Genomic DNA, 19,932 nt, shown 5'->3' with positions numbered 1-19,932 from the left:
GAGGAAAAAATAATGGCAGTTGCATGGTGGCAAATTATATTGTTAACGCTTTACGCAGGGTATCAAATTTTAGATGAATTACAAGTTTATACTGGTCTTGCTCAACCGGTATTTGCTGGACTAATAGCTGGTTTAATTATGGGTGACGTTACAACAGGACTTATTATAGGTGGGAGTATGCAATTAACTGTTTTAGGTATTGGTACATTTGGTGGATCTTCAAAAATCGATGCGAACTCTGGTACTGTATTGGCTACAGCCTTTTCAGTTGGGATCGGTATGGATCCAGAACAAGCGATCGCAGCGATTGCCGTTCCGGTAGCTGGATTAATGATTCAAATGGATATCTTAGGAAGATTTGCAAATACATTCTTTGCACATCGTATTGATACAAAGATTGAAGAAATGGATTATAAAGGAATTGAACGCAACTATCTTATGGGCGCATTATCTTGGTCATTATCTAGAGCTATTCCAGTACTATTAGCACTAAGTCTTGGTGGAAGCTTCGTCAATTCTATTGTTGGTGTCTTGAACAATCAATTACTCTGGTTAGGTAATGGATTAGCTGTGGCTGGTGCAGTTCTACCTGCTGTTGGTTTCGCTATCTTATTAAGATACTTACCAGTTAAAAAACATTTACCTTACTTGATTTTAGGCTTTGTCATTACGGCGTTGTTAACGACTGTATTTGGAAATATTCAAGTACTTGGCGGATCTGTAGCTGGTGTAGTAGAAGGATTTGCGAATACATTTACAGGCATGCCAATGTTAGCTATCGCATTGATAGGATTTGCATTTGCCTTTAAAGAATACAAACGGACTATAGAAGCACCAAAAGTTCAACACATGAATGGTTCAGCATCAGAGGAAGGAGAAATAGAAGATGACGAAATCTAATTATAAATTGACAAAAAAAGACTTTAACCAAATCAATAGAAGAAGTTTGTTTGGTTTTCAACTAGGTTGGAACTACGAACGTATGCAAGGATCTGGGTATTTATATACGATTTTACCTCAATTAAGAAAAATGTATGGTGATGGTACACCAGAGTTGAAGTCAATGATGAAAACTCACTCTCAATTTTTCAATACAAGTAACTTTTTGAATACGATCGTTACAGGGATCGATATGGCGATTGAAGAAGAAGAAGGTGTTGCTGGACGAGAATCAGTTGCTGGGATAAAAGTTGGTTTAATGGGACCATTTGCTGCTATTGGAGATTCTATTTTTGGAGCTTTGCTGCCGACTATTTTTGGAGCGTTAGCTGCTAACATGGCAGTAAACGGGAATCCAATAGGTGCATTTATTTGGATGCTCGTTAACTTTGCTGTCATGTTTTTCCGCTGGAAACAACTTGAGATCGCTCATAAAGAAGGAGTTTCTCTTGTTACAACGATGCAAAGTCAACTATCTGCTATCACTGACGCTGCTACATTATTAGGGGTATTCATGGTTGGAGCTTTAGTTGCAACTATGATCAATGTTCGATTATCTTGGACACCTTCTATTGGAGACTTAGTGGTTGATGTACAAAACAATGTGGATATGATCATGCCACGTCTTTTACCAGCCGCAATCGTTGGAGCTGTTTACTGGTTATTAGGTAAAAAGAACATTACTTCTACTAAAGCTATCTTTATTGTATTAGTCGTATCTATTGCTTTATCAGCATTAGGAGTCATTTCAAAATAAGAAACAAGTAAAGGAATGAATAGAATGAACAATTTGATACTGGTAAGCCATGGAGATTTCTGTAAAGAACTAAGAAAAAGTGCAGAAATGATTTTAGGCGTACAAGAAAATATTTTTACAGTATCTTTATTGCCGCATGAAGGTGAAAAAGAATTTACTGAAAAATTTGATGCAATTGCTGATCCGTTAAATGGAGATTATATGGTATTCGCTGATTTATTAGGTGGTACTCCTTGCAACATTGTTTCAAAAAAAATTATGGGTGGTTCTACATTCGAGTTATATACAGGTATGAACTTGCCGATGATCATCAGTTTTGTAAATGCAACTTTAACTGGTAATTCTAATTCTCTGATAACAGAAACGAAAGAAAGCATCGTGAAAGTGAATGATTTATTGGATGCTGAAGATTTTGATGAAGAAGATGAATAGATTGGAGTGAAGTAAACGTGCAACTATTTACTAAATCACAAATTGAACTTAAGGATCTTGGAGCGAACATAACGACTCAAGAAATTATGCAACAACCTGAAATTTGGGGAGAAGCATGGGGAAACTATCAGAAACAAGAAGAAAAAATCAACTTGTTCTTGCAACAATTAAAAAAAGAAGCATCTGGGAAAATACGGGTTGTCTTTACTGGAGCGGGAACATCAGCTTATGTTGGAGATATTGTCTTGCCTTATTTAAACAAGGCAGGGGATACAGATTCTTTTATCTTTGAAAGTATTCCAACAACCGATATCGTAGCTTCTCCGACAGATTATCTGCATGAAGAAGATTGGACCGTATTGGTTTCGTTCGCACGAAGTGGAAATAGTCCTGAAAGTATTGCAGCAGTTGCTAAAGCTAACAAAGTCGTAAAAAACATTCGACACATCACCATTACTTGTGCAGCAAATGGAGCATTAGCGAAATCTGCTTCTCAAGATGAAGAAAATCTTTTGCTGCTAATGCCAGAACGATCAAATGATCAAGGATTTGCTATGACAGGAAGTTTTACTTGTATGACATTGACTGCTGTACTAGTTTTTGATCAATCTTCTTTAGCAGAAAAAGCAAGCTACGTCACTACTGCCGTTAATATGGGTAAAGAAGTGATCGAAACTGAAGAAAAATTAGCTAATATAGTTGCAGCTGACTTTAATCGCATTGTTTACTTAGGATCTGGCAGCTTAGCAGGATTGACCCGTGAGGCTCAGTTAAAGGTATTAGAGTTAACAGCTGGCAAAATCAGTACTATGTTTGATTCATCTATGGGATTTCGTCATGGGCCTAAATCATTTGTAAATGAACAAACACTGGTTTTTGTCTTTGTAAACAATAATCCATACACACGTAAGTATGATTTAGATATTTTAGAAGAAGTATACCAAGACCAAATTGCACTACAAACAATTGCTATCGCACAGCCTGTAGAAGGACAAAATTTTTCTGGTACAACCTTCGATTTTGACAAACAGCATACCTTATTACCAGAAGGGTACCTTGCTTTACCATTCATCATGGCAGCACAAACGGTGTCGTTGCTTTCTTCTATTAAAGTTAAAAATACACCAGATACTCCTTCTAAATCTGGAACAGTTAATCGAGTAGTCAAAGGTGTAACAATACACGATTATAAGGAATAAAAAAAAGGGATGAACAAATGGGAATCTATTATATATATGCGAGCCGATTTTTCTTACCGAGTGGAATAAAAAACGAAGGCTATTTAGCGATTAGTGAAGGGAAATTTGGATCTTATATAAAAAAATTACCTAATGAAAATGAGACAGTTCTAGATTATTCAGGCAAATGGATTATACCTGGACTTGTGGATACACATATTCATGGATTCATGGGTCATGACGTGATGGATAATGACTTTGAAGGCATTAAAGCAATGTCAGAAGGCTTGTTAAGTTGCGGAGTGACATCCTTTTTACCTACTACTTTGACTTCAGATGTTGAAACATTAAATCAAGTGAGCCAGACAATTGGAGATCGCTATCAAGAAGTAAAAGGAGCTAAAATTCGGGGGATTTTCTTTGAGGGACCGTTCTTTACAGAAGAACACAAAGGGGCACAAAATCCTCGGTTCTTCCAAGATCCAAGTATAGAGATCTTTCATCATTGGCAAGAGTTATCACATGGATTAATAAAAAAAATAGCTATTGCTCCAGAAAGAGAAGGAGCTGTTGGCTTTACAGAAAAAGTAGTCAAAGAAGGTGTGGCTGTTGCTCTTGCGCATAGTTCTGCAACATATGAACAAGCTGAAATGGCTGTTTCTTCTGGTGCTTCTATCTTTGTTCACACATTCAATGGAATGAGTGGTATGAACCATAGAGAACCAGGAATGGTTGGAGCAGCAATGACGACAAAAGATACTATAGCTGAGTTGATTTGTGATGGACATCATGTTCATCCAGCTGCGGCAGAAGTTTTAATAAAAGCTAAAACACCAGAACACATTGCATTGGTCACCGATTGTATGAGAGCTGGTGGGATGCCAGAAGGAGATTATACTCTAGGGGAATTTCCAGTTGAAGTAAAAGATGGAGCAGCTCGTTTAAAAGAAAACGGAAGTCTAGCTGGAAGTATTCTAAGGTTGATGGATGCTGTTAAAAATGTTTGTGATTGGGATATTGCAACAATTGAAGAGACTATTCGAATGGCTTCTATTGTTCCAGCAAAAAGCTGTCATATCGATGATCTTTGTGGCAGTTTGCAGACTGGGCATGATGCAGATTTCTTAGTATTGGATACTCAATTGAACTTGCATGAAACGTACTTAAACGGGGTATCAGTATATAAAAATGATAATTAAAGGATGAAGAGAATGCTGAAAATTTCAAAATCAAAAAAAGAAGCAATGGATCGTTTATCTACAAAAGAGGGATATATTGAAGCCTTGGCTATTGACCAACGAGGTGCTTTGAAAAAAATGATCATATCAGAAGGCCAAGAGCCAACGAATGAAAGTATTATTGAATTTAAAAAATTAGTATCTGAAGAGTTGACTCCGTATGCTTCTTCTATTTTATTGGATCCTGAATTCGGATTGGAAGCAGCAGCTGCACGTCATTCTGAAGCAGGTTTGTTGTTAGCGTATGAAAAAACGGGCTATGATGTTACAGTATCAGGACGGTTGCCTGACTTATTAGCAGATTGGTCTGTGAAAGGGTTAAAAGATAAAGGCGCTGACGCTATCAAATTCTTGCTTTATTATGACGTTGATGAAGATTCTAAAATAAATCATCAAAAACATGCTTTTGTAGAACGTTTGGGAAGTGAATGTTATGGAGAAGATATTCCTTTCTATTTAGAGCTACTATCTTATGACAAGGACATTCAAGACAATAATTCGAATGAATACGCTAAAGTAAAACCTCATAAGGTAAATGATATGATGAAAGAATTCTCTAAACCACAATATAAAGTTGATGTGTTAAAAGTTGAAGTACCCGTAAATATGAATGCTGTTGAAGGTTTTGGTGAAGAAACAGTTTATACCAAAGCTGCTGCTGCTGCGTATTTTAAAGAACAAAGCGAGTCTACTCATTTACCATTTATTTTCCTTAGTGCAGGTGTATCGGCTAACTTATTCCAAGACACTCTTTATTTTGCAAAAGAATCTGGGTCTACTTTTAATGGCGTTCTTTGTGGAAGGGCAACTTGGAAAAATGGTGTCCATCATTTTGTAGCAAATGGAGAAGAGTCAGCTAGAAAATGGCTTCAATCCGAAGGGAAAGAAAATATTGAAAGTTTAAACAAAGTAGTAGAACGTACCGCTACTTCATGGCATGAGAAAGTAGAAGTTAGCGAATAAAGGAGGGACAAATTTGATACTGACAGTAACAATGAACCCTTCTATCGACATGTCGTATTCCATTAAAGAACTTAAGCTAGACGACATTAACCGAGTCTCTCAAGTTTCAAAAACAGCAGGAGGCAAAGGCTTGAACGTTACCCGTGTTGTTCATGAGCTTGGTGGACCGGTTAAAGCTACTGGAATAGTGGGAGGACACCTTGGAAATCAACTCAAAGAACAGTTGGATTTAGCTGATATTGAACATGATTTCTATCCTATCTTACAAGAAACTAGAAATTCGATTGCTGTATTGCATGATGATCACAGTCAAACCGAAATACTTGAGTCTGGTCCAACGGTGACAGAAGCTGAGGTTGAAGGATTCGTAGAGGTTTTTCAGCGGTTATTGAGTAAAACCAACTTGTTAACTATTTCTGGAAGTTTGGCAAAAGGATTGCCAACTGATTTCTATGTTCGGCTTATTATGTTAGCAAAAGAAAAAGGTATTGATACTTTGCTAGATACTTCTGGAGAGGCTTTGAAAGAAGTACTAAAAGGAAAGACAAAACCTAAATTGATTAAGCCAAACTTGACTGAACTCAGCGATTTATTACAGATGCAACTGGATAGCAAACAACCAGAAGTATTGAAGCAAGCTTTAAATCATTCACTGTTTGCAGGAGTTGAATGGATTGTTGTGACTCTAGGAGGCGATGGAGCCATCGTGAAACACAATGATTTGTTTTATCGTGCAACGATTCCAAAGATTGATGTCATTAATCCAGTTGGGTCTGGTGATGCAACGATTGCTGGATTAGCTTACGCCTTAAGTCGTTACGATTCTGATGAGAAAACAATAAAGACTGGAATGACAACGGGCATGTTAAATGCTTTAGAACCTGTTACTGGACACATTAATACAAAACATTTTCAAACACTCTATAGCCAAATAATTGTTGAACCATTTTAAAAAGATTGAAAAAAATTAAAATCAATTTGGTGAAAGTTGTTGTGCTAGACAGTTAAAGACAAAAGATGTCAAAAAAAACTTTAATATAAAAAAATCCGTAGCCACTTAATGAAGGGTAACGGATTTTTTTGTATCCAATTATAAGCTGAAAAAGGCGTTTATTGCATATGTTATTAATAAAAAGGCAATAATGAAAAATAAAATGGGAAGTAGAAAAGCTGAAACCATTTGTAGCACAAAGTTCATACGTGTGTATATCTTTTCAAAGGTTGTTTGAAAACCTACAAACAGGAAATACAAGGCAAATAAAGGCCAAGAAAAAATAAGGTTATAGATTAGTAGTAGCAATAATAATTGACCAAGTGTTGGTTGAAATTGCTGAACAACAGTTAAATAGGCAATAAAAGGAGCAGCGGTTGAAAATTCAACGACCGTAGTTGTAAAACCAATACCTATCAAAGAAGCTGGAGTAATTTTTTTTTCAGAAAATTTTAATTCTAGTTCTTTTGATTCATTATCACTTTTATCCATAAGAAACTGTCTAGTTTTCCAATTGATTAAAAAAGAACGAATACTGTACCAGATAAGAATACTACCAGCAATAAAGGCTAAGATTGCAGTTGGAAATTTAAGCATCGTCCAATAGGTTGTCAAAAACTGTTCATTTAAAATGGATACACCGGTATAGAAAACGAAACTGGCTAAATAGTTTGTTAAAAACAACGTTACAATGTAATACCAAATGTGGTGTGTCTTTTTTAACAAACCTTGTAAAGTAAATTGTTGGGCAATAGCAAATGGGTTGAAAGAATCTATAAAACTAGTAACAACGGTCAGACTAATAAGTGAAAAAATAATAATCTCCTCCTAAAAATAAAAAAAGATACACGCAACTTCTACTCCTGCAGGGCCTATCGGAGTAGAAAATACGTGTATCCTAGGTTTACTCGGCAGCAAACCAAACGTTATCAATTTAATTGCTATAGTAACAAAAATTTAGATGACCTGTCAATAGTACTAATAGATTTGAGTAATTTTAAAATTTCCGGCTAGAACCACCACCGCCAGAACGACCACCGCCACCAGAGCGCCTACTTGACTTTTTACTGCTTCCAGAACGTGTTCTACTTCTTCCGCCTTTTGAGCTCTCGCCACTACCAGGTGTGAAAATAGCAAAACCGATACATACAATAATAATAAGCACGTTAAATGGTTTTAAACTCTTAAAAAAACGGATAGTGGAGGGAATAAAACCATTATCGCGTGGAGGAGTAGTGATGGGTGTTTCCGTGACTACTGGAATGCTAGAAGTTTCAATTTCATAGTGGTATTCATTGTTTATTTCGGTTGTAGTATCTCTAAAGATTTCTTGTAGACCAGCATCGAATAAATTATTGCTTAAATAAGCTAGATTATCATCTAATATTTTTCCGGTTTTCCCATCTGTTAAAGTACCTTCTAAACCATATCCCACTTCAAGCCGAATTTCTCGTTCCTCTGCTGCTAATAAAATCAAAACACCATTATCATAGTCAATATTTCCAATTTTCCATTTTTCAAAAAGGTCGACACTATAGTTTTCAATTGTTTCTCCATCTAATGATTCGATAACTGCTACGATTATCTGAGGTTTCTCAATAGTTTGGTTGTATTGTTCATTTATCGTTAAAATAAGTTCTTTTGTCTCTGGAGTCAAAATCCCAGCTTCATCATAATAATATAATTCAGACGGAACTTCTGGTAATTCAGCTGCAGCTGTAGGTAGAGGGTGTAAGAATAAGAGCGAAAATAAGGCAGTAAAGACGATCCGAAATATAGGGAACTGTATATCATTAAGAGTATGCATAGTTTTATCGATTCTCCATTCCCTTAAAAAAAGGCTAGAATGTGTTTTAGAGTTTTAGTGTACCATATGTTAAATGTTTCTTTGAATTTAAGTATTAAAAAGAGAGAGAACTCCTTTGTGAAAAAAGGGGTTCTCTCTCTTAAAATAATAAACTATTACAATTATTCAATCACCAATCAATGAATGCTTAATTGTAAAGCCTCCAAATTCTTACGCATTAAACTTAGATAGTCCATGCCTTCGTCTTGCATTTCTTGAGAGACACTTTCAAGGTCATATAAAACTTCTATATCAGTATCTGTTTCTTGTCCTACTGTTTGTGCAATAGAAGAGTCTGCACCTTGTTGGTAATAAATAACAGGAACATCATATTCCTTAACTAATTTACTGATTTCCGCAATACGTGAGGGGCTAGGTTCTACTTCAGTAGAAATGCCTCCCACAGCAATTTGTTCTAAGTTGTATCGTTGAGCAATATATCCGAATGCTTGATGTTGAACGACAAACACACGATTAGTTGCAGAAGACAAAGCTGCTTTATACTCTTCATCTAATTTTTGAAGTTCTAAAATAAATTTTTCAGCATTTTCTTCATATACAGCTTTTCCCTCAGGGTCAGCTTGAATCAATGCCTCTTTGATTACAGTCACTTGGTCTTGAGCTAATACTGGATCTAGCCAGATGTGAGGATCTGAACCTTCATGATCATCGATAACGATCTCAACAGGAGCTGATTCAGCGTATGGAGTATCAGCTTTGTCAGAAAAGACGACTTTGACGTCAAAACTTTCGCCAGTTGTTTCATACTCAAATGTTTCCTGTGTTTGATCTGAGATGGCCTTCCAGTCTGCGTTAGCTTCACGAATATACCATTGCAGTTTAGTTGAATCTTTCATATCAGTTGAATCGGAAACAAGTTGAACAATATCTCCAGTATGGTAGTGACCAGCTAGTCCATTAACTTCGACGGTAGTAGGTAGATCTCCATCCACTTCAAGTGACTCATCACTGTGATCACTATTATCTATATGCTCATGTTCATGCGTTTCAGTACTGATAAAATTATCAGCATCAGCTGTACGAACAGCAATAAGGTCTTCACTATCAAGTGAACTCATCAGGCTACCAACCCAAGGTTCCATTTCACCACTACTGTAAACAAACACATCTGCATCATTTATAGCAGCAACATCTCGAGCACTTGGTTCAAAACCGTGAGCGTCTGTTCCAGGTTTTATGATCATAGAAACATCAGCACGATCACCAGCTACTTCTTTTGTAAATTCATAAACTGGGTAAAAAGTGGTAACAACTGATAATTCTGGGCTATTCTTTGTTTCGCTGTCAGATTGCTCTAGTCCACATCCAAAAAGGATCACACCTACAACTAAACTGAGCATACTTGAAACAAACCATTTTCTTTTCATATTTTCCTCCTGAATCCATCTGCTAAACGCATTTAACAAATGGATTGCTATCATTTATTTAAAATTTGTTTATGGATAGTACATTTAAAAGACTGATTTCAAAATAGTTTAGTGAGCTAACATATCTTGAACAAGTCCAGTTGCATCTAAGTCAGCAGGATAATAAGTTGGCCAGTTATCCATTTCTTCTAAAACTGTGTCTCTGTCATCTCCCCAGAATAAATGATAATGGTGAGATTCTTCCGGGAAAATATTGTGGTCACTAAATTGAATGTATTCAGGCATTTCGTCTGAACCGTCAACTAATTTAAAGACAAAACGTACGCCTCTATTTCCTTTTTCGTAATTAAGTATTTCATAGCCATCATTTTCGTAAGTTCCCGAATATTCTTTTTCATCATCAGAAAAAGTAACTTGATTTCCCTCAATAACAACTTGATCAACAGTCGTTTCATATCCAATAGTGTAGTAGTCTTTGTATTCTTCAGCAGTCATAGCGTCACTTTCTTCTGCTTTATGTTCAAAGACCTCATCTAAATCACCAGACTGAAGGTAAGGAAAGACAGATTGCCATTCTCCTTCAAAATCGGATAGTTCGCGATTTTCTACTTGATCATCTTCAAAATAGCCTGCATAGATTTGTTTGCTCGCTTCATCATGACCATGGTGGTCATCAATAACAATTTTAGCAGGTTCCGATTCAGCATAAGGCTCATCATTATCATCTACTAAGGCAGCTTTGATTTCTAACCCATCAGCAGTAGCTTCTCCAATAAAGTCTTTAGTTCTTTGACCAGAAACAACTTTCCACTCGCTTTCTTCGTTTTCTCTTGTATACCACTGCCACTGAGTTGTTTCAGTTTCTTTTTCTGGCAGAGCACTTAGTTCAACAGAATCACCTGTATGGTAATGATCTGCTAAACCATTGATTTCAATAATTTGATTTTCATAACTTTCAGTAGCTAGATCACTCATACTACTTTGTGACTCTTGGTCTGAAGCAACATTGTCTCCACATGCTACTAATAGAATACTAACAGCAACCAATCCTATGTACTGACTTAACTTTTTTTTCATTTATTTCGTCCTCCAATGTTTTTAAATCGTAATCATTACGTTTTAAAACTTAACATTTTTCTATACATATTGTCAACAAAATTATATAAACTTTTGTTTCAGTTTATGAAAAAGTGAAAGATTAGCACTTACAATTACTGACAGGACGGGAAAGGAAGCATTTAGAAATAATTAAAATTTGTAAAAAAAAAACTGATTTAAGGAACCTGCAGGTAAACAGGTTCCTTAAATCAAGTTTTCTTGAATAAATAATTTAAATATAAATAGAAAGTTTTATGAGCTATTTCTTTTCGATCCCAATAATACCAAAAGCACCGGGCCCGCCATGACTTGAAATAACAGCACCAGCTGAGAACCAAGAAGGGTCATTGTAATTTGCTTCTTGCAACAAAGATTTAGCGAGTTGTTTATGGTCTTCACTCAATCTTTTTGTCCCACCAATAATCAAAGTTTCTGGATCAATGTCATAGTTCTTAATAAAATCTTTAATGGTATTTTTCAAACAGCGATCAAACGACCCGCGATATTTTTTTGAAGCTACTAGATAGCCGTCTTTAAGAACAATAGTAGGGTGAAGGTTCAAAAGGGATGCACCAAGATACGCTACATTTGAAACTCGTCCTCCAGCTTTCAAATAAAGTAATGATTGAGGTAAGAAAACAAAGCGTGTACGTTCACGGACATCTTCCACAAAAGCAACAATCTCTTCAGCCGTGGTATTTGGATTGTTTTCAATGAATCTTGCAGTTGCAACAATCACAGCAGTTAAGCCACCGGAAACATTTTTACTATCAACGATATGGATATTTTTAAAATCTTCAGCTGCAATAGTGCAAGAAGTATAAGATACTGTTGTGACTGCTGAGTACGCAATATGAATAATGTGAGCTTCTGGAAAATTTGCAAAGATTTGCTCGAAAACAACACTGTTATCTTGCGGAGTCGTTCCCGCAGTTTTTGGCAAGGTACCTGTTTGATCATAAAATCGATAAACATCTTCAACGTCAAATGTTCCGTCATCAAAGGTCTCCGAACCCATAGTAACATGCATGGGAATAACATGAATATTGTAGCGTTCAATAAGTTCTGAAGATAAGTCAGATCCGCTCTCAGTAGTGATGATAAATTTTGTCATGATTTCCTCCTGTTGTCTATTCTAGAATATATAGTTGTGATAATCATATCATACGTAAAGAGGGAGATATACAAACTTATTAGTTTTTTATTCAAAACAACTACAGTTAAATTTATAATAATTCTTTACATTTTTTTTTAATGGATTATAATCGTTGATAGCGCATTTATGAACAACTTAGACAAAAATCAGTTTGTTTCTGTTATTTTATGAGTGTCATATCTTTACATACACTAGAGAATATTAGGAGGATTTTTATGAAACTTGAAGTAAATGATACAGTATTATTTATCGGGGACAGTATTACAGACGCAGGGAGAGATAGAGATGACTCTCAGCACTTAGGTTATGGTTACCCACTAATGGTTGCGGGACGTCTATTAGCTACTCATCCTAGACTAAACTTAAAGGTAGTAAATCGAGGAATCAGTGGAGATCGTGTGTCACATTTACAAGATCGTTGGCAGGTAGATTGTTTACAGATTCAACCGGATATTGTTTCTATTTTGATTGGAATCAATGATACTTGGCATACCATTGGAACAGATACATCTGGATCTAATGAGTCAATGATACAATTTAAGTCAAAGTATCGAGATATTTTGACACAGGTTAAAGAAAATACACGAGCTAAAATTGTAATGGTTGAACCATTTTTACTCCCTTATCCGGTAGAAAGAAGAGAATGGCGTTTCGATTTGGATCAACGTATTCAAATTATCCGGGAACTTGCAAACGAATTTGCAGACGAATTTGTTTCTTTAGATGGAATTTTCCACTCTATTGCTATTGAGAGTAATTATCAATATTTGACCGGAGATGATGGAGTTCATCCTACTGTAGCCGGACATGGGAAAATTGCAGAAGAATGGTTGAAAATAATTGAGAACTGAGCATAACTATTTAGATTATTAAACTACAAAAAAGTGTCTTAAGTTTTTTAACTTAGGACACTTTTTTAGTATATGCAGGTCATTGATAGTTGTTTATTCTATATTTAATAGTCCAGTTTAACTGAAGGAATATGAAAAAAATTTTGTAAGTTTACAGCTGTAGCACCTAATAAAATTGATCTTTCACCTAAACTTGATACTTTAAGAGTTACATTTTTGCTAAAACTGCTTAGCAGTTCATTGCCGATATAGGTTACTATTTCTGGAATTTCTTGAATCAATTTACTATTCAAATAGACTGTATCAGGCCCAAAACTAGCCATTACATTATTTACACCAATGGCAATAAAAGAAGAAAAACGCTGAATAATTTCAATAGCTTCTTTTTCGTGTGCATAAAAATTTGTTTTTAAGTCCAATAATGATAAGTTTTGATGCTTTTTAAGGAGATTGTATTCTTGCAGGATACTTTTTTCTGAGGAATATTGCTCTAAACAACCCTTGTTCCCACAAGGGCAACTTTTTCCATTTGGAATTAAGATAGTATGGCCTATTTCGCCACTCCTGCCTTCTTTTCCATGATAGAGTTGATTATTTATAATAATTCCTGCTCCAATTCCACTATGAATACTTATACTGACAAGATTAGATTCTGTAAATGAACAGCTTTTTTCTCCAAGTGCCGATAAATTAGCTTCATTTTCTAAATAAATAGGAATGGTTGTTTTACTCGAAAGTTCCGCATATAAATCCATTTCACTTAGATTATAATAGGGAGCAAATATAATAGTGTTCTCATGGACAATTCCATGAATAGCCAATGTTAAACCTATAATACCATATGGAGTTGTAGGAGATATTTTCTCAAAAGAGGATAAGACAGTTTGAATCTCTTTTAAAACATTTTCTTTTGTTATGCGGACCTCTTTTCTTATTTCTTCAATAATTTCACCATCTAAGAAAGTAGCTACAGAAAAAAGATAATTGTAGCCTAAATCAATACTGAATGAAATGCCGGCCTTTTTATTCAGTTGAAGAAATATTGGTTTTCTTCCTCCAACTGAGGAACTAGACCCAGCACCTGTTTCAAGAATTAGTTGACTTTCAATTAATTGGTTAACGATACTTGAAATAGTGGCTTTTGTTAAACCAGTTTTTTGAGACAGTTCAGCTCTAGAAATATTAGGCTGTTGATTAACAATTTGTATAACAGTTTGTTCATTTTCTTCGCGAACAGTAGAACGATTACTTAACATGTGGCACCTCAATTTTTCTTTGTCATTTAATAATAATTATAGCAGAAAATTAAATGAAAGCGTTGACAATGGTTATGAAAAAAATTATACTTCAAATATAGTTAGTTTACTGAACTAACAAACTAAAACTAACATATCTAAACACAAATTAAAAGAAAACTAGGAGGTAATTTTATTATGACATATTTTCCGTCTATCGCTAAAATTCAATTTGAAGGGCTAGAATCAACAAATCCATTTGCTTTCCGTCACTACAATCCAGAGGAAGTAGTATTAGGAAAAACAATGAAAGAACATTTGCGTTTTTCTGTAGCTTATTGGCACACCTTCACACAAGATGGTTCAGATCCTTTTGGTAAAGGCGTAAACCAAAGAGACTGGTTAACAGATGACCCTATGGAAACTGCAAAAAATAGAGTAGAAGCTGCATTTGAATTTTTTGAAAAATTAGGTGTCGACTATTTTTGTTTCCATGATATGGATATAGCACCATATGGAGAATCGTTAGAAGATTTTTTTGCTAACTTAGATACAATTACTGATTTCATTCAAGAAAAAATGAATCAAACAGGAATTAAGTTGTTATGGAATACAGCAGATAGACATTCTAATCCTATTTATGTACATGGAGCTGCTTCTAGTTCCAATGCAGACGTCTTTGCAGTATCCGCAGCTCAAGTGAAAAAGGGAATTGATATTAGTAAAAAATTAGGCGGAAAGAACTTCGTTTTTTGGGGTGGGCGTGAAGGATATGAGAATTTATTAAATACAGATATGAAGTTAGAAGAAGAAAATATTGCTCGTCTTTACCATATGGCAATTGATTATTCTAATAAAATTGGTCATGAAGAATTAGTGTTCTTGTTAGAACCTAAACCAAAAGAACCTATGAAACACCAATATGATTTTGACGCTGCAACAAGTATGGCGTTCTTACAGAAATACAAGTTAACCGATCGATTTAAGTTAAACTTGGAAGCTAACCATGCAACTTTGGCAGGTCATACATTTGAACATGAAATGAATGTGGCACGTAACTACAATGCACTAGGGTCACTGGATGCCAACCAAGGTGATGTACTTTTAGGCTGGGATACGGATGAATTTCCAACAGATGTTTATTCAGTAACCTTAACTATGATTGAATTTTTAGAAAATGGCGGAATCGAACCTGGTGGAATCAACTTTGATGCAAAGGTACGACGGACATCATTTGAAATGGAAGATTTGTTTCTAGCCCACATTGCAGGAATGGATACTTTTGCGAGAGGATTAAAAGCAGCTGCTAAAATCAAAGAAAGCCGATTCTTAGATGAAGTTAAAGAAAAGCGCTATGCAAGTTACCAAACTGGGATTGGTTCAGATATCTTATCTGGAAATACAGATTTGGAAGCTTTGACAAACTACGCTTTAGAACATGAAGAAGTAAAAAATGAATCGTCTCATATTGAATTCATAAAATCAAAATTAAACGATTATTTGTATTAAGAAAGGTTAAATCGAAAGAGTTAGGAGGTTATCTTTTGACGTATGTATTAGGGTTAGATTTAGGTACAGGTTCATTAAAAGGATTATTAATGAATAAAGAAGGAACGATTATTACAACAAAAGCAGCTGAATACCCACTGATAATACCGCAAGCAGGACATAGTGAGCAAGATCCAGCTGAATGGCTGAAAGCTGCAGAACAAGTCATTAAAGATATCATCAAAGAAGTCCCAGACGCATCAACTAATATAGAAGGAATCAGCTTTTCGGGGCAAATGCATAGCTTAGTTTTGCTAGACAAGGAAAATCAGGTTCTTAGAAATGCTATTTTATGGAATGATGTGAGGACGACTCCGCAATGCCTTGAGATAACAGAAACTTTAAAAGAAAACTTAATCAAAATTACAAAAAATCGTGCACTAGAAGGATTTACATTACCGAAATTACTTTGGGTAAAGGAGAACGAGCCAGAAATTTGGCATCAAATTACACGTTTTCTATTGCCAAAAGATTACTTAGGGTATTGGATGACTGGAAATCAGCAAATGGAATATTCAGATGCAGCAGGTACACTTATCTTAGATATTGAAGATAAACAATGGAGTAAGAAAATACTGAATACCTTTGATATAAAAAAAGATATTTGCCCGCCTTTGGTTTACTCAACTGATTGTATAGGAACCGTTCGTACAGAGTTACTTGAACAATTAGGACTTCAAGGGACGATCAAAGTTTTTGCCGGTGGAGCTGATAATGCATGTGCGGCTGTAGGGGCAGGAATTGTTAAAGAAGGTTTTGGTTTAGCAAGTATTGGAACATCTGGTGTATTTTTATCATTTGAAGAAACAGGAGATAGAGAATACGAAGGCGATTTACATTACTTTAATCATGCTGTAAAAGATGCTTATTATTCAATGGGTGTTACATTAGCAGCAGGACACAGTTTGAGCTGGTATAAAAATACATTTGCTAAAAATGAAACGTATGAAGAATTGTTAAAAGGTGTAGAGTCTGTTCCAGTAGGATCACAAGGCTTATATTTCACTCCTTACATCGTTGGTGAACGTACTCCACATATCGACAGTCAGGTACGGGGTACTTTTATCGGCATTGATACCAACCATACGAGAGATCATTTTACACGTGCTGTATTAGAAGGTATTACGTTCTCACTAAAAGATTCTCAAGTATTAATGGAAGAAAAAGCAGGGAAAACCTTTAAAAAAATTATTTCTGTTGGAGGCGGAGCTAAAAATAAAGAATGGCTGCAAATGCAAGCAGATATATTTGATGCTTCAATCGTCACAATGGAAACGGAGCAAGGACCAGCAATGGGTGCTGCAATGATAGCAGCAGTAGGAGTCAGCTGGTTTGCTGATTTGAAAATATGTGCTCAAGAAGTTGTGACTTATAAAGAAGAGATTCCATCTATACCAGAGAACGTCAAAAAATATGAAGCCTGCTATAGAAAGTATCAGGAAATTTACCCAGCTACTAAAGATTTCTTTCAGAAATAATGGGTATGAATAAAAAGCTGGCAAAGGCGAAAATCTTTGCCAGTTTTTTATTATCCAACAGAAAAATATAAAAATAGAGAGGAGAAAAATGATGCCAACGATAAAGCAGATAGTAGAAGAAAAGTTGAGGAATATGACTATTGATGAAAAAATAGGTCTACTTTCGACTACACAAAGCGCCGTTGAACGATTAGGAATCCAAGAATATCAAATTGGTGGCGAAGCAGCACATGGTGTTGTAAGCCGTGAAGGAATAAAAACAACCTCTTTTCCTCAACCACTAGGACTATCTCAAACTTGGAATCCTGAATTATTGAAAGAAGTGGGAACTGCAATCGGAAATGAGGCTCGAATTTTATATTTGCAGTCAGGTAAAAAATCTTGGTTAACCTTATGGGCACCAACAATTGATATGGAACGAGATCCACGTTGGGGAAGAAATGAAGAAGCATACGGAGAAGATCCCTATTTAACCGGTCGATTAAGCGTAGGACTCATTCAAGGAATGCAAGGAGAAAAAGAAGACAGTATCCGTTTAGCAGCCGCGCCTAAACACTTCTATGGGAATAACAATGAATGGTTGAGAGAAAGTTCATCCAACAGCATTGATCCTAGAAATCGTCAAGAATATTATTTGAAAGCTTTTGAACCAGTGTTTACAAAAGCAAGGGCTCAATCTATGATGACAGCTTATAATGGTGTGAATGGTGTTCCAGGTATGCAATTGGAAGAAATTGAAGAAGTAGTAAGGGATAAATGGAAGATGAACGGATTCATTGTAAGTGATGGGGGAGCCTTATCACTAAATGTAGATGAATATCATTATTACGATACATATGCAGAAGCGTTAGCTGATGCGTTGAATAAAGGAATCGATTGTTTTGTAGACGATAAGAAATTAATAGAATCGGCTGCAAAAAAAGCTTTACATACAGGTCTGATCAGTGAGCAAGACATCACAAAAGCAATAGAAAGAATACTAATTGTTCGCACAAAATTGGGACATTTCTCTGAGCATTTTGAATACGACGATGTAAATATGCATCTACTAGCAGGAGAAGAACATAACCAGCTAGTTAAAAGAGTTACAGCAGAACAAGTAGTTCTCTTAAAAAATAATGGTCTACTGCCATTAAATAAGGATCAAAAATTACTTGTTACAGGTCCTTTATCTGAAGTCTTTTTAAGAGATTGGTATGGAGGATTTCCACCACATGAGTCTACGATAAAAGAAGGATTAGAAAATAAAATTGAAAATCACAAAATCTCCTATGTGAGACCACATAATGAAGGGGAGCTTAGAATTGGACAAAAGCCGCTTGGTATAGAGGATGAAACTTTAAAAGTTAAATCCATTGGAACAAGTTTTTCATTAGAACGTTGGGGGTATGGTTCACATGTCTTTAAAGAAAAAGAATCTGGTCGTTACCTAACGTATGTTGAGGAGGATAATTGTTACGTTCTCAGTAAAACAGACTTGCATGATTGGTTTATAAAAGAAAACTGGATCAGCACAGATGAAACCAACTGGCAGACTTGGGACTTCCAACCAGTTGGACTAATTAATAATGAATACATCGGAGTTGCGGAAAATTCTCAAAGTATAGCATTTATTGAAACCTACGATGCAATCGATAGTGCAGTGGAAAAGGCGAAGGAAGTTGATGTCTGTGTTATTGCTATAGGAAATCATCCTATGCTGAACGGTAAAGAAACGATAGATCGAGCAGGCACCGAAATTCCAGATCAACAACTTGAATTGGTTCAAAGAGTATATGAAGTGAATCCTGCTATTGTGTTGATCATAGTTGGCAGCTACCCTTTTGAAATGACTTGGTTGAAAAAACATATTCCAGCGATATTATTTACCACTCATGGTTCACAAGAACTAGGAAATACTATTGCTGATATTTTGTACCAAGATGCTGCTCCAACAGGCAAGTTGTCACAATCTTGGTACGAAGATATAAATGCTTTGCCGGCGATCACAGATTATGATGTTATTAAAGGGGAGCGAACCTATCGGTATACGCATCAAAAGACACTGTTTCCGTTTGGGTATGGTTTAACCTACGGAAAGCTGACAATCCAATCAGCAGAGCTCTCATCAGTAGAATGGACAAAAAAAGAACCAGTAAAACTAACATTAACTCTGTCAAACTCATCTGATTACAAGGTGACTGAAACGGTGCAATGCTATGTTAAACTTGCGCCAAAGCAACAAATTAAGCTTCCTAAAAAACAACTAGTGTCTTTCAAAAAAATTAAGTTAGAGGCAAATGAAAGTAAGACAGTTATCTTGATGATCCAACCAGAAGATTTATGCTTTTGGGATGTTGCATGGAATCAATGGGTTTACCCCACAGCTAACGGCGTCTTACAAGTAGGTTTTTCTTCAATGGATCAACAACATGTTCTTTCGTTTAAAGCTAAAGGAGAAGTAAGAACAGATAGATCCTTTAAAGAACCGGTGCATGCGGAAAGATATGATGATTACCATAAAGCGTTTATTACAGTGAATTCAGCTAGAGAAAAAATTCTTATGATAAAAGTGGATGGCTGGATAGCCTTCAAAAATGTCTTATTTGAACAAAATCCTGCTAAGTTGAGGATTCACTATAGTGCACAAAATGAAGGTCAACTTTCAATTTATGCCGATAAAGAAAGAAAAGTTAAAATTGGAAGCCAAAAATTTAAAGCAGAAGATAGCGGACAGCTAACCATAGCAGTCCAAAATCATACTAAATATTTTTTATATATTTGTGCATCATCAGCTATTGGATTGCAAACGATTCAGGAAAGTAGTGAATAAAATTGAGGAGAAGTGATCAATA

General features: G+C 35.6%; 17 protein-coding genes. 11 read left to right on the top strand and 6 right to left on the bottom strand.

Translation table 11 applies throughout. From position 1 onward, the window contains the following. The first annotated feature begins 12 nt into the window (after window positions 1–12). Genes ABS916_RS08875 through ABS916_RS08845 form a run of 7 tightly spaced genes read left to right on the top strand, consistent with a single transcriptional unit; the run spans window position 13 to window position 6,459 of the window. The gene (locus ABS916_RS08875; RefSeq protein ID WP_350451545.1) at window positions 13–900 is read left to right on the top strand and encodes a PTS mannose/fructose/sorbose/N-acetylgalactosamine transporter subunit IIC; all 888 of its coding nucleotides are present in this window, start codon (window positions 13–15) and stop codon (window positions 898–900) included. Beyond that, window positions 887–1,696 carry a PTS system mannose/fructose/sorbose family transporter subunit IID gene (locus tag ABS916_RS08870; protein WP_350451544.1) on the top strand — a complete coding sequence of 270 codons (810 nt, stop codon included), beginning with the start codon at window positions 887–889 and terminating at the stop codon, window positions 1,694–1,696. Before ABS916_RS08875 ends, ABS916_RS08870 begins: the two co-directional genes overlap by 14 nt. A 24-nt stretch (window positions 1,697–1,720) precedes the next feature. Beyond that, window positions 1,721–2,128, top strand: a complete 408-nt coding sequence (locus ABS916_RS08865; protein WP_350451543.1) for a PTS sugar transporter subunit IIA — start codon at window positions 1,721–1,723, stop codon at window positions 2,126–2,128. 17 nt (window positions 2,129–2,145) lie between these two features. Next, window positions 2,146–3,327, top strand: coding sequence for an SIS domain-containing protein (locus ABS916_RS08860; RefSeq protein ID WP_350451542.1), 1,182 nt, complete (start codon window positions 2,146–2,148; stop codon window positions 3,325–3,327). 17 nt (window positions 3,328–3,344) lie between these two features. Then, window positions 3,345–4,505, top strand: a complete 1,161-nt coding sequence (gene nagA, locus ABS916_RS08855; RefSeq protein WP_350451541.1) for an N-acetylglucosamine-6-phosphate deacetylase — start codon at window positions 3,345–3,347, stop codon at window positions 4,503–4,505. Window positions 4,506–4,517: 12 nt separating this feature from the next. Then, entirely contained in the window at window positions 4,518–5,507 is a 990-nt protein-coding gene (lacD, locus tag ABS916_RS08850; RefSeq protein WP_350451540.1) for a tagatose-bisphosphate aldolase, read from the top strand. Window positions 5,508–5,520: 13 nt separating this feature from the next. Next, a complete protein-coding gene (locus ABS916_RS08845; protein ID WP_350451539.1) occupies window positions 5,521–6,459 on the top strand; it encodes a hexose kinase in 939 nt (312 codons plus the stop codon). A 138-nt stretch (window positions 6,460–6,597) separates the two neighbouring features. On the opposite strand, the gene ABS916_RS08840 is transcribed toward ABS916_RS08845, so the two are convergent. The 5 genes from ABS916_RS08840 to ABS916_RS08820 all read right to left on the bottom strand — a co-directional run bounded on the left by ABS916_RS08840 (window position 6,598) and on the right by ABS916_RS08820 (window position 11,944). Beyond that, complete coding sequence (locus tag ABS916_RS08840) at window positions 6,598–7,224, bottom strand: hypothetical protein (RefSeq protein WP_350451538.1); 627 nt, start codon at window positions 7,222–7,224, stop codon at window positions 6,598–6,600. Window positions 7,225–7,495: 271 nt separating this feature from the next. Beyond that, on the bottom strand, window positions 7,496–8,305 hold the full coding sequence (locus ABS916_RS08835; RefSeq protein ID WP_350451537.1) for a TPM domain-containing protein: 810 nt from the start codon (window positions 8,303–8,305) through the stop codon (window positions 7,496–7,498). Between the two features lie 176 nt (window positions 8,306–8,481). Further along, window positions 8,482–9,732 carry a metal ABC transporter solute-binding protein, Zn/Mn family gene (locus ABS916_RS08830; RefSeq protein WP_350451536.1) on the bottom strand — a complete coding sequence of 417 codons (1,251 nt, stop codon included), beginning with the start codon at window positions 9,730–9,732 and terminating at the stop codon, window positions 8,482–8,484. A gap of 108 nt (window positions 9,733–9,840) precedes the next feature. Further along, window positions 9,841–10,809: a ZinT family metal-binding protein gene (locus ABS916_RS08825; RefSeq protein ID WP_350451535.1), complete on the bottom strand. Its 969-nt coding sequence runs from the start codon at window positions 10,807–10,809 to the stop codon at window positions 9,841–9,843. A gap of 280 nt (window positions 10,810–11,089) precedes the next feature. Then, window positions 11,090–11,944 carry a DegV family protein gene (locus ABS916_RS08820; protein WP_350451534.1) on the bottom strand — a complete coding sequence of 285 codons (855 nt, stop codon included), beginning with the start codon at window positions 11,942–11,944 and terminating at the stop codon, window positions 11,090–11,092. A 257-nt stretch (window positions 11,945–12,201) separates the two neighbouring features. Between ABS916_RS08820 and ABS916_RS08815 the strand changes: the two genes are divergently transcribed. Then, window positions 12,202–12,837, top strand: coding sequence for an SGNH/GDSL hydrolase family protein (locus ABS916_RS08815; RefSeq protein WP_350451533.1), 636 nt, complete (start codon window positions 12,202–12,204; stop codon window positions 12,835–12,837). A 104-nt stretch (window positions 12,838–12,941) separates the two neighbouring features. Here ABS916_RS08815 and ABS916_RS08810 read toward each other — a convergent pair whose 3' ends face one another. Beyond that, window positions 12,942–14,093 carry an ROK family protein gene (locus tag ABS916_RS08810; RefSeq protein WP_350451532.1) on the bottom strand — a complete coding sequence of 384 codons (1,152 nt, stop codon included), beginning with the start codon at window positions 14,091–14,093 and terminating at the stop codon, window positions 12,942–12,944. A 177-nt stretch (window positions 14,094–14,270) separates the two neighbouring features. Between ABS916_RS08810 and xylA the strand changes: the two genes are divergently transcribed. The 3 genes from xylA to ABS916_RS08795 all read left to right on the top strand — a co-directional run bounded on the left by xylA (window position 14,271) and on the right by ABS916_RS08795 (window position 19,910). Continuing rightward, window positions 14,271–15,581, top strand: a complete 1,311-nt coding sequence (xylA, locus tag ABS916_RS08805) for a xylose isomerase (RefSeq protein WP_350451531.1) — start codon at window positions 14,271–14,273, stop codon at window positions 15,579–15,581. A 35-nt stretch (window positions 15,582–15,616) separates the two neighbouring features. After that, complete coding sequence (xylB, locus tag ABS916_RS08800; protein WP_350451530.1) at window positions 15,617–17,098, top strand: xylulokinase; 1,482 nt, start codon at window positions 15,617–15,619, stop codon at window positions 17,096–17,098. Window positions 17,099–17,186: 88 nt separating this feature from the next. Continuing rightward, complete coding sequence (locus tag ABS916_RS08795; protein WP_350451529.1) at window positions 17,187–19,910, top strand: beta-glucosidase; 2,724 nt, start codon at window positions 17,187–17,189, stop codon at window positions 19,908–19,910. The last annotated feature ends 22 nt before the right edge of the window (window positions 19,911–19,932 follow it).

Origin of the sequence: Carnobacterium sp. (assembly GCF_040274945.1) — a bacterium.
In the GTDB taxonomy this organism is placed as follows: Bacteria; Bacillota; Bacilli; order Lactobacillales; family Carnobacteriaceae; genus Carnobacterium_B.
This window is presented reverse-complemented; position numbering and strand designations above follow the sequence as displayed.

Excerpts from the sequence above, each read along its gene's own strand:
- xylA (WP_350451531.1), top strand. The coding sequence starts at position 14,271 with ATGACATATTTTCCGTCTATCGCTAAAATTCAATTTGAAGGGCTAGAA.
- ABS916_RS08815 (WP_350451533.1), top strand. The coding sequence starts at position 12,202 with ATGAAACTTGAAGTAAATGATACAGTATTATTTATCGGGGACAGTATT.
- ABS916_RS08870 (WP_350451544.1), top strand. The coding sequence starts at position 887 with ATGACGAAATCTAATTATAAATTGACAAAAAAAGACTTTAACCAAATC.
- ABS916_RS08795 (WP_350451529.1), top strand. The coding sequence starts at position 17,187 with ATGATGCCAACGATAAAGCAGATAGTAGAAGAAAAGTTGAGGAATATG.
- ABS916_RS08820 (WP_350451534.1), bottom strand. The coding sequence starts at position 11,944 with ATGACAAAATTTATCATCACTACTGAGAGCGGATCTGACTTATCTTCA.
- ABS916_RS08825 (WP_350451535.1), bottom strand. The coding sequence starts at position 10,809 with ATGAAAAAAAAGTTAAGTCAGTACATAGGATTGGTTGCTGTTAGTATT.
- lacD (WP_350451540.1), top strand. The coding sequence starts at position 4,518 with ATGCTGAAAATTTCAAAATCAAAAAAAGAAGCAATGGATCGTTTATCT.
- nagA (WP_350451541.1), top strand. The coding sequence starts at position 3,345 with ATGGGAATCTATTATATATATGCGAGCCGATTTTTCTTACCGAGTGGA.
- ABS916_RS08810 (WP_350451532.1), bottom strand. The coding sequence starts at position 14,093 with ATGTTAAGTAATCGTTCTACTGTTCGCGAAGAAAATGAACAAACTGTT.
- ABS916_RS08835 (WP_350451537.1), bottom strand. The coding sequence starts at position 8,305 with ATGCATACTCTTAATGATATACAGTTCCCTATATTTCGGATCGTCTTT.
- ABS916_RS08875 (WP_350451545.1), top strand. The coding sequence starts at position 13 with ATGGCAGTTGCATGGTGGCAAATTATATTGTTAACGCTTTACGCAGGG.
- ABS916_RS08830 (WP_350451536.1), bottom strand. The coding sequence starts at position 9,732 with ATGAAAAGAAAATGGTTTGTTTCAAGTATGCTCAGTTTAGTTGTAGGT.
- ABS916_RS08865 (WP_350451543.1), top strand. The coding sequence starts at position 1,721 with ATGAACAATTTGATACTGGTAAGCCATGGAGATTTCTGTAAAGAACTA.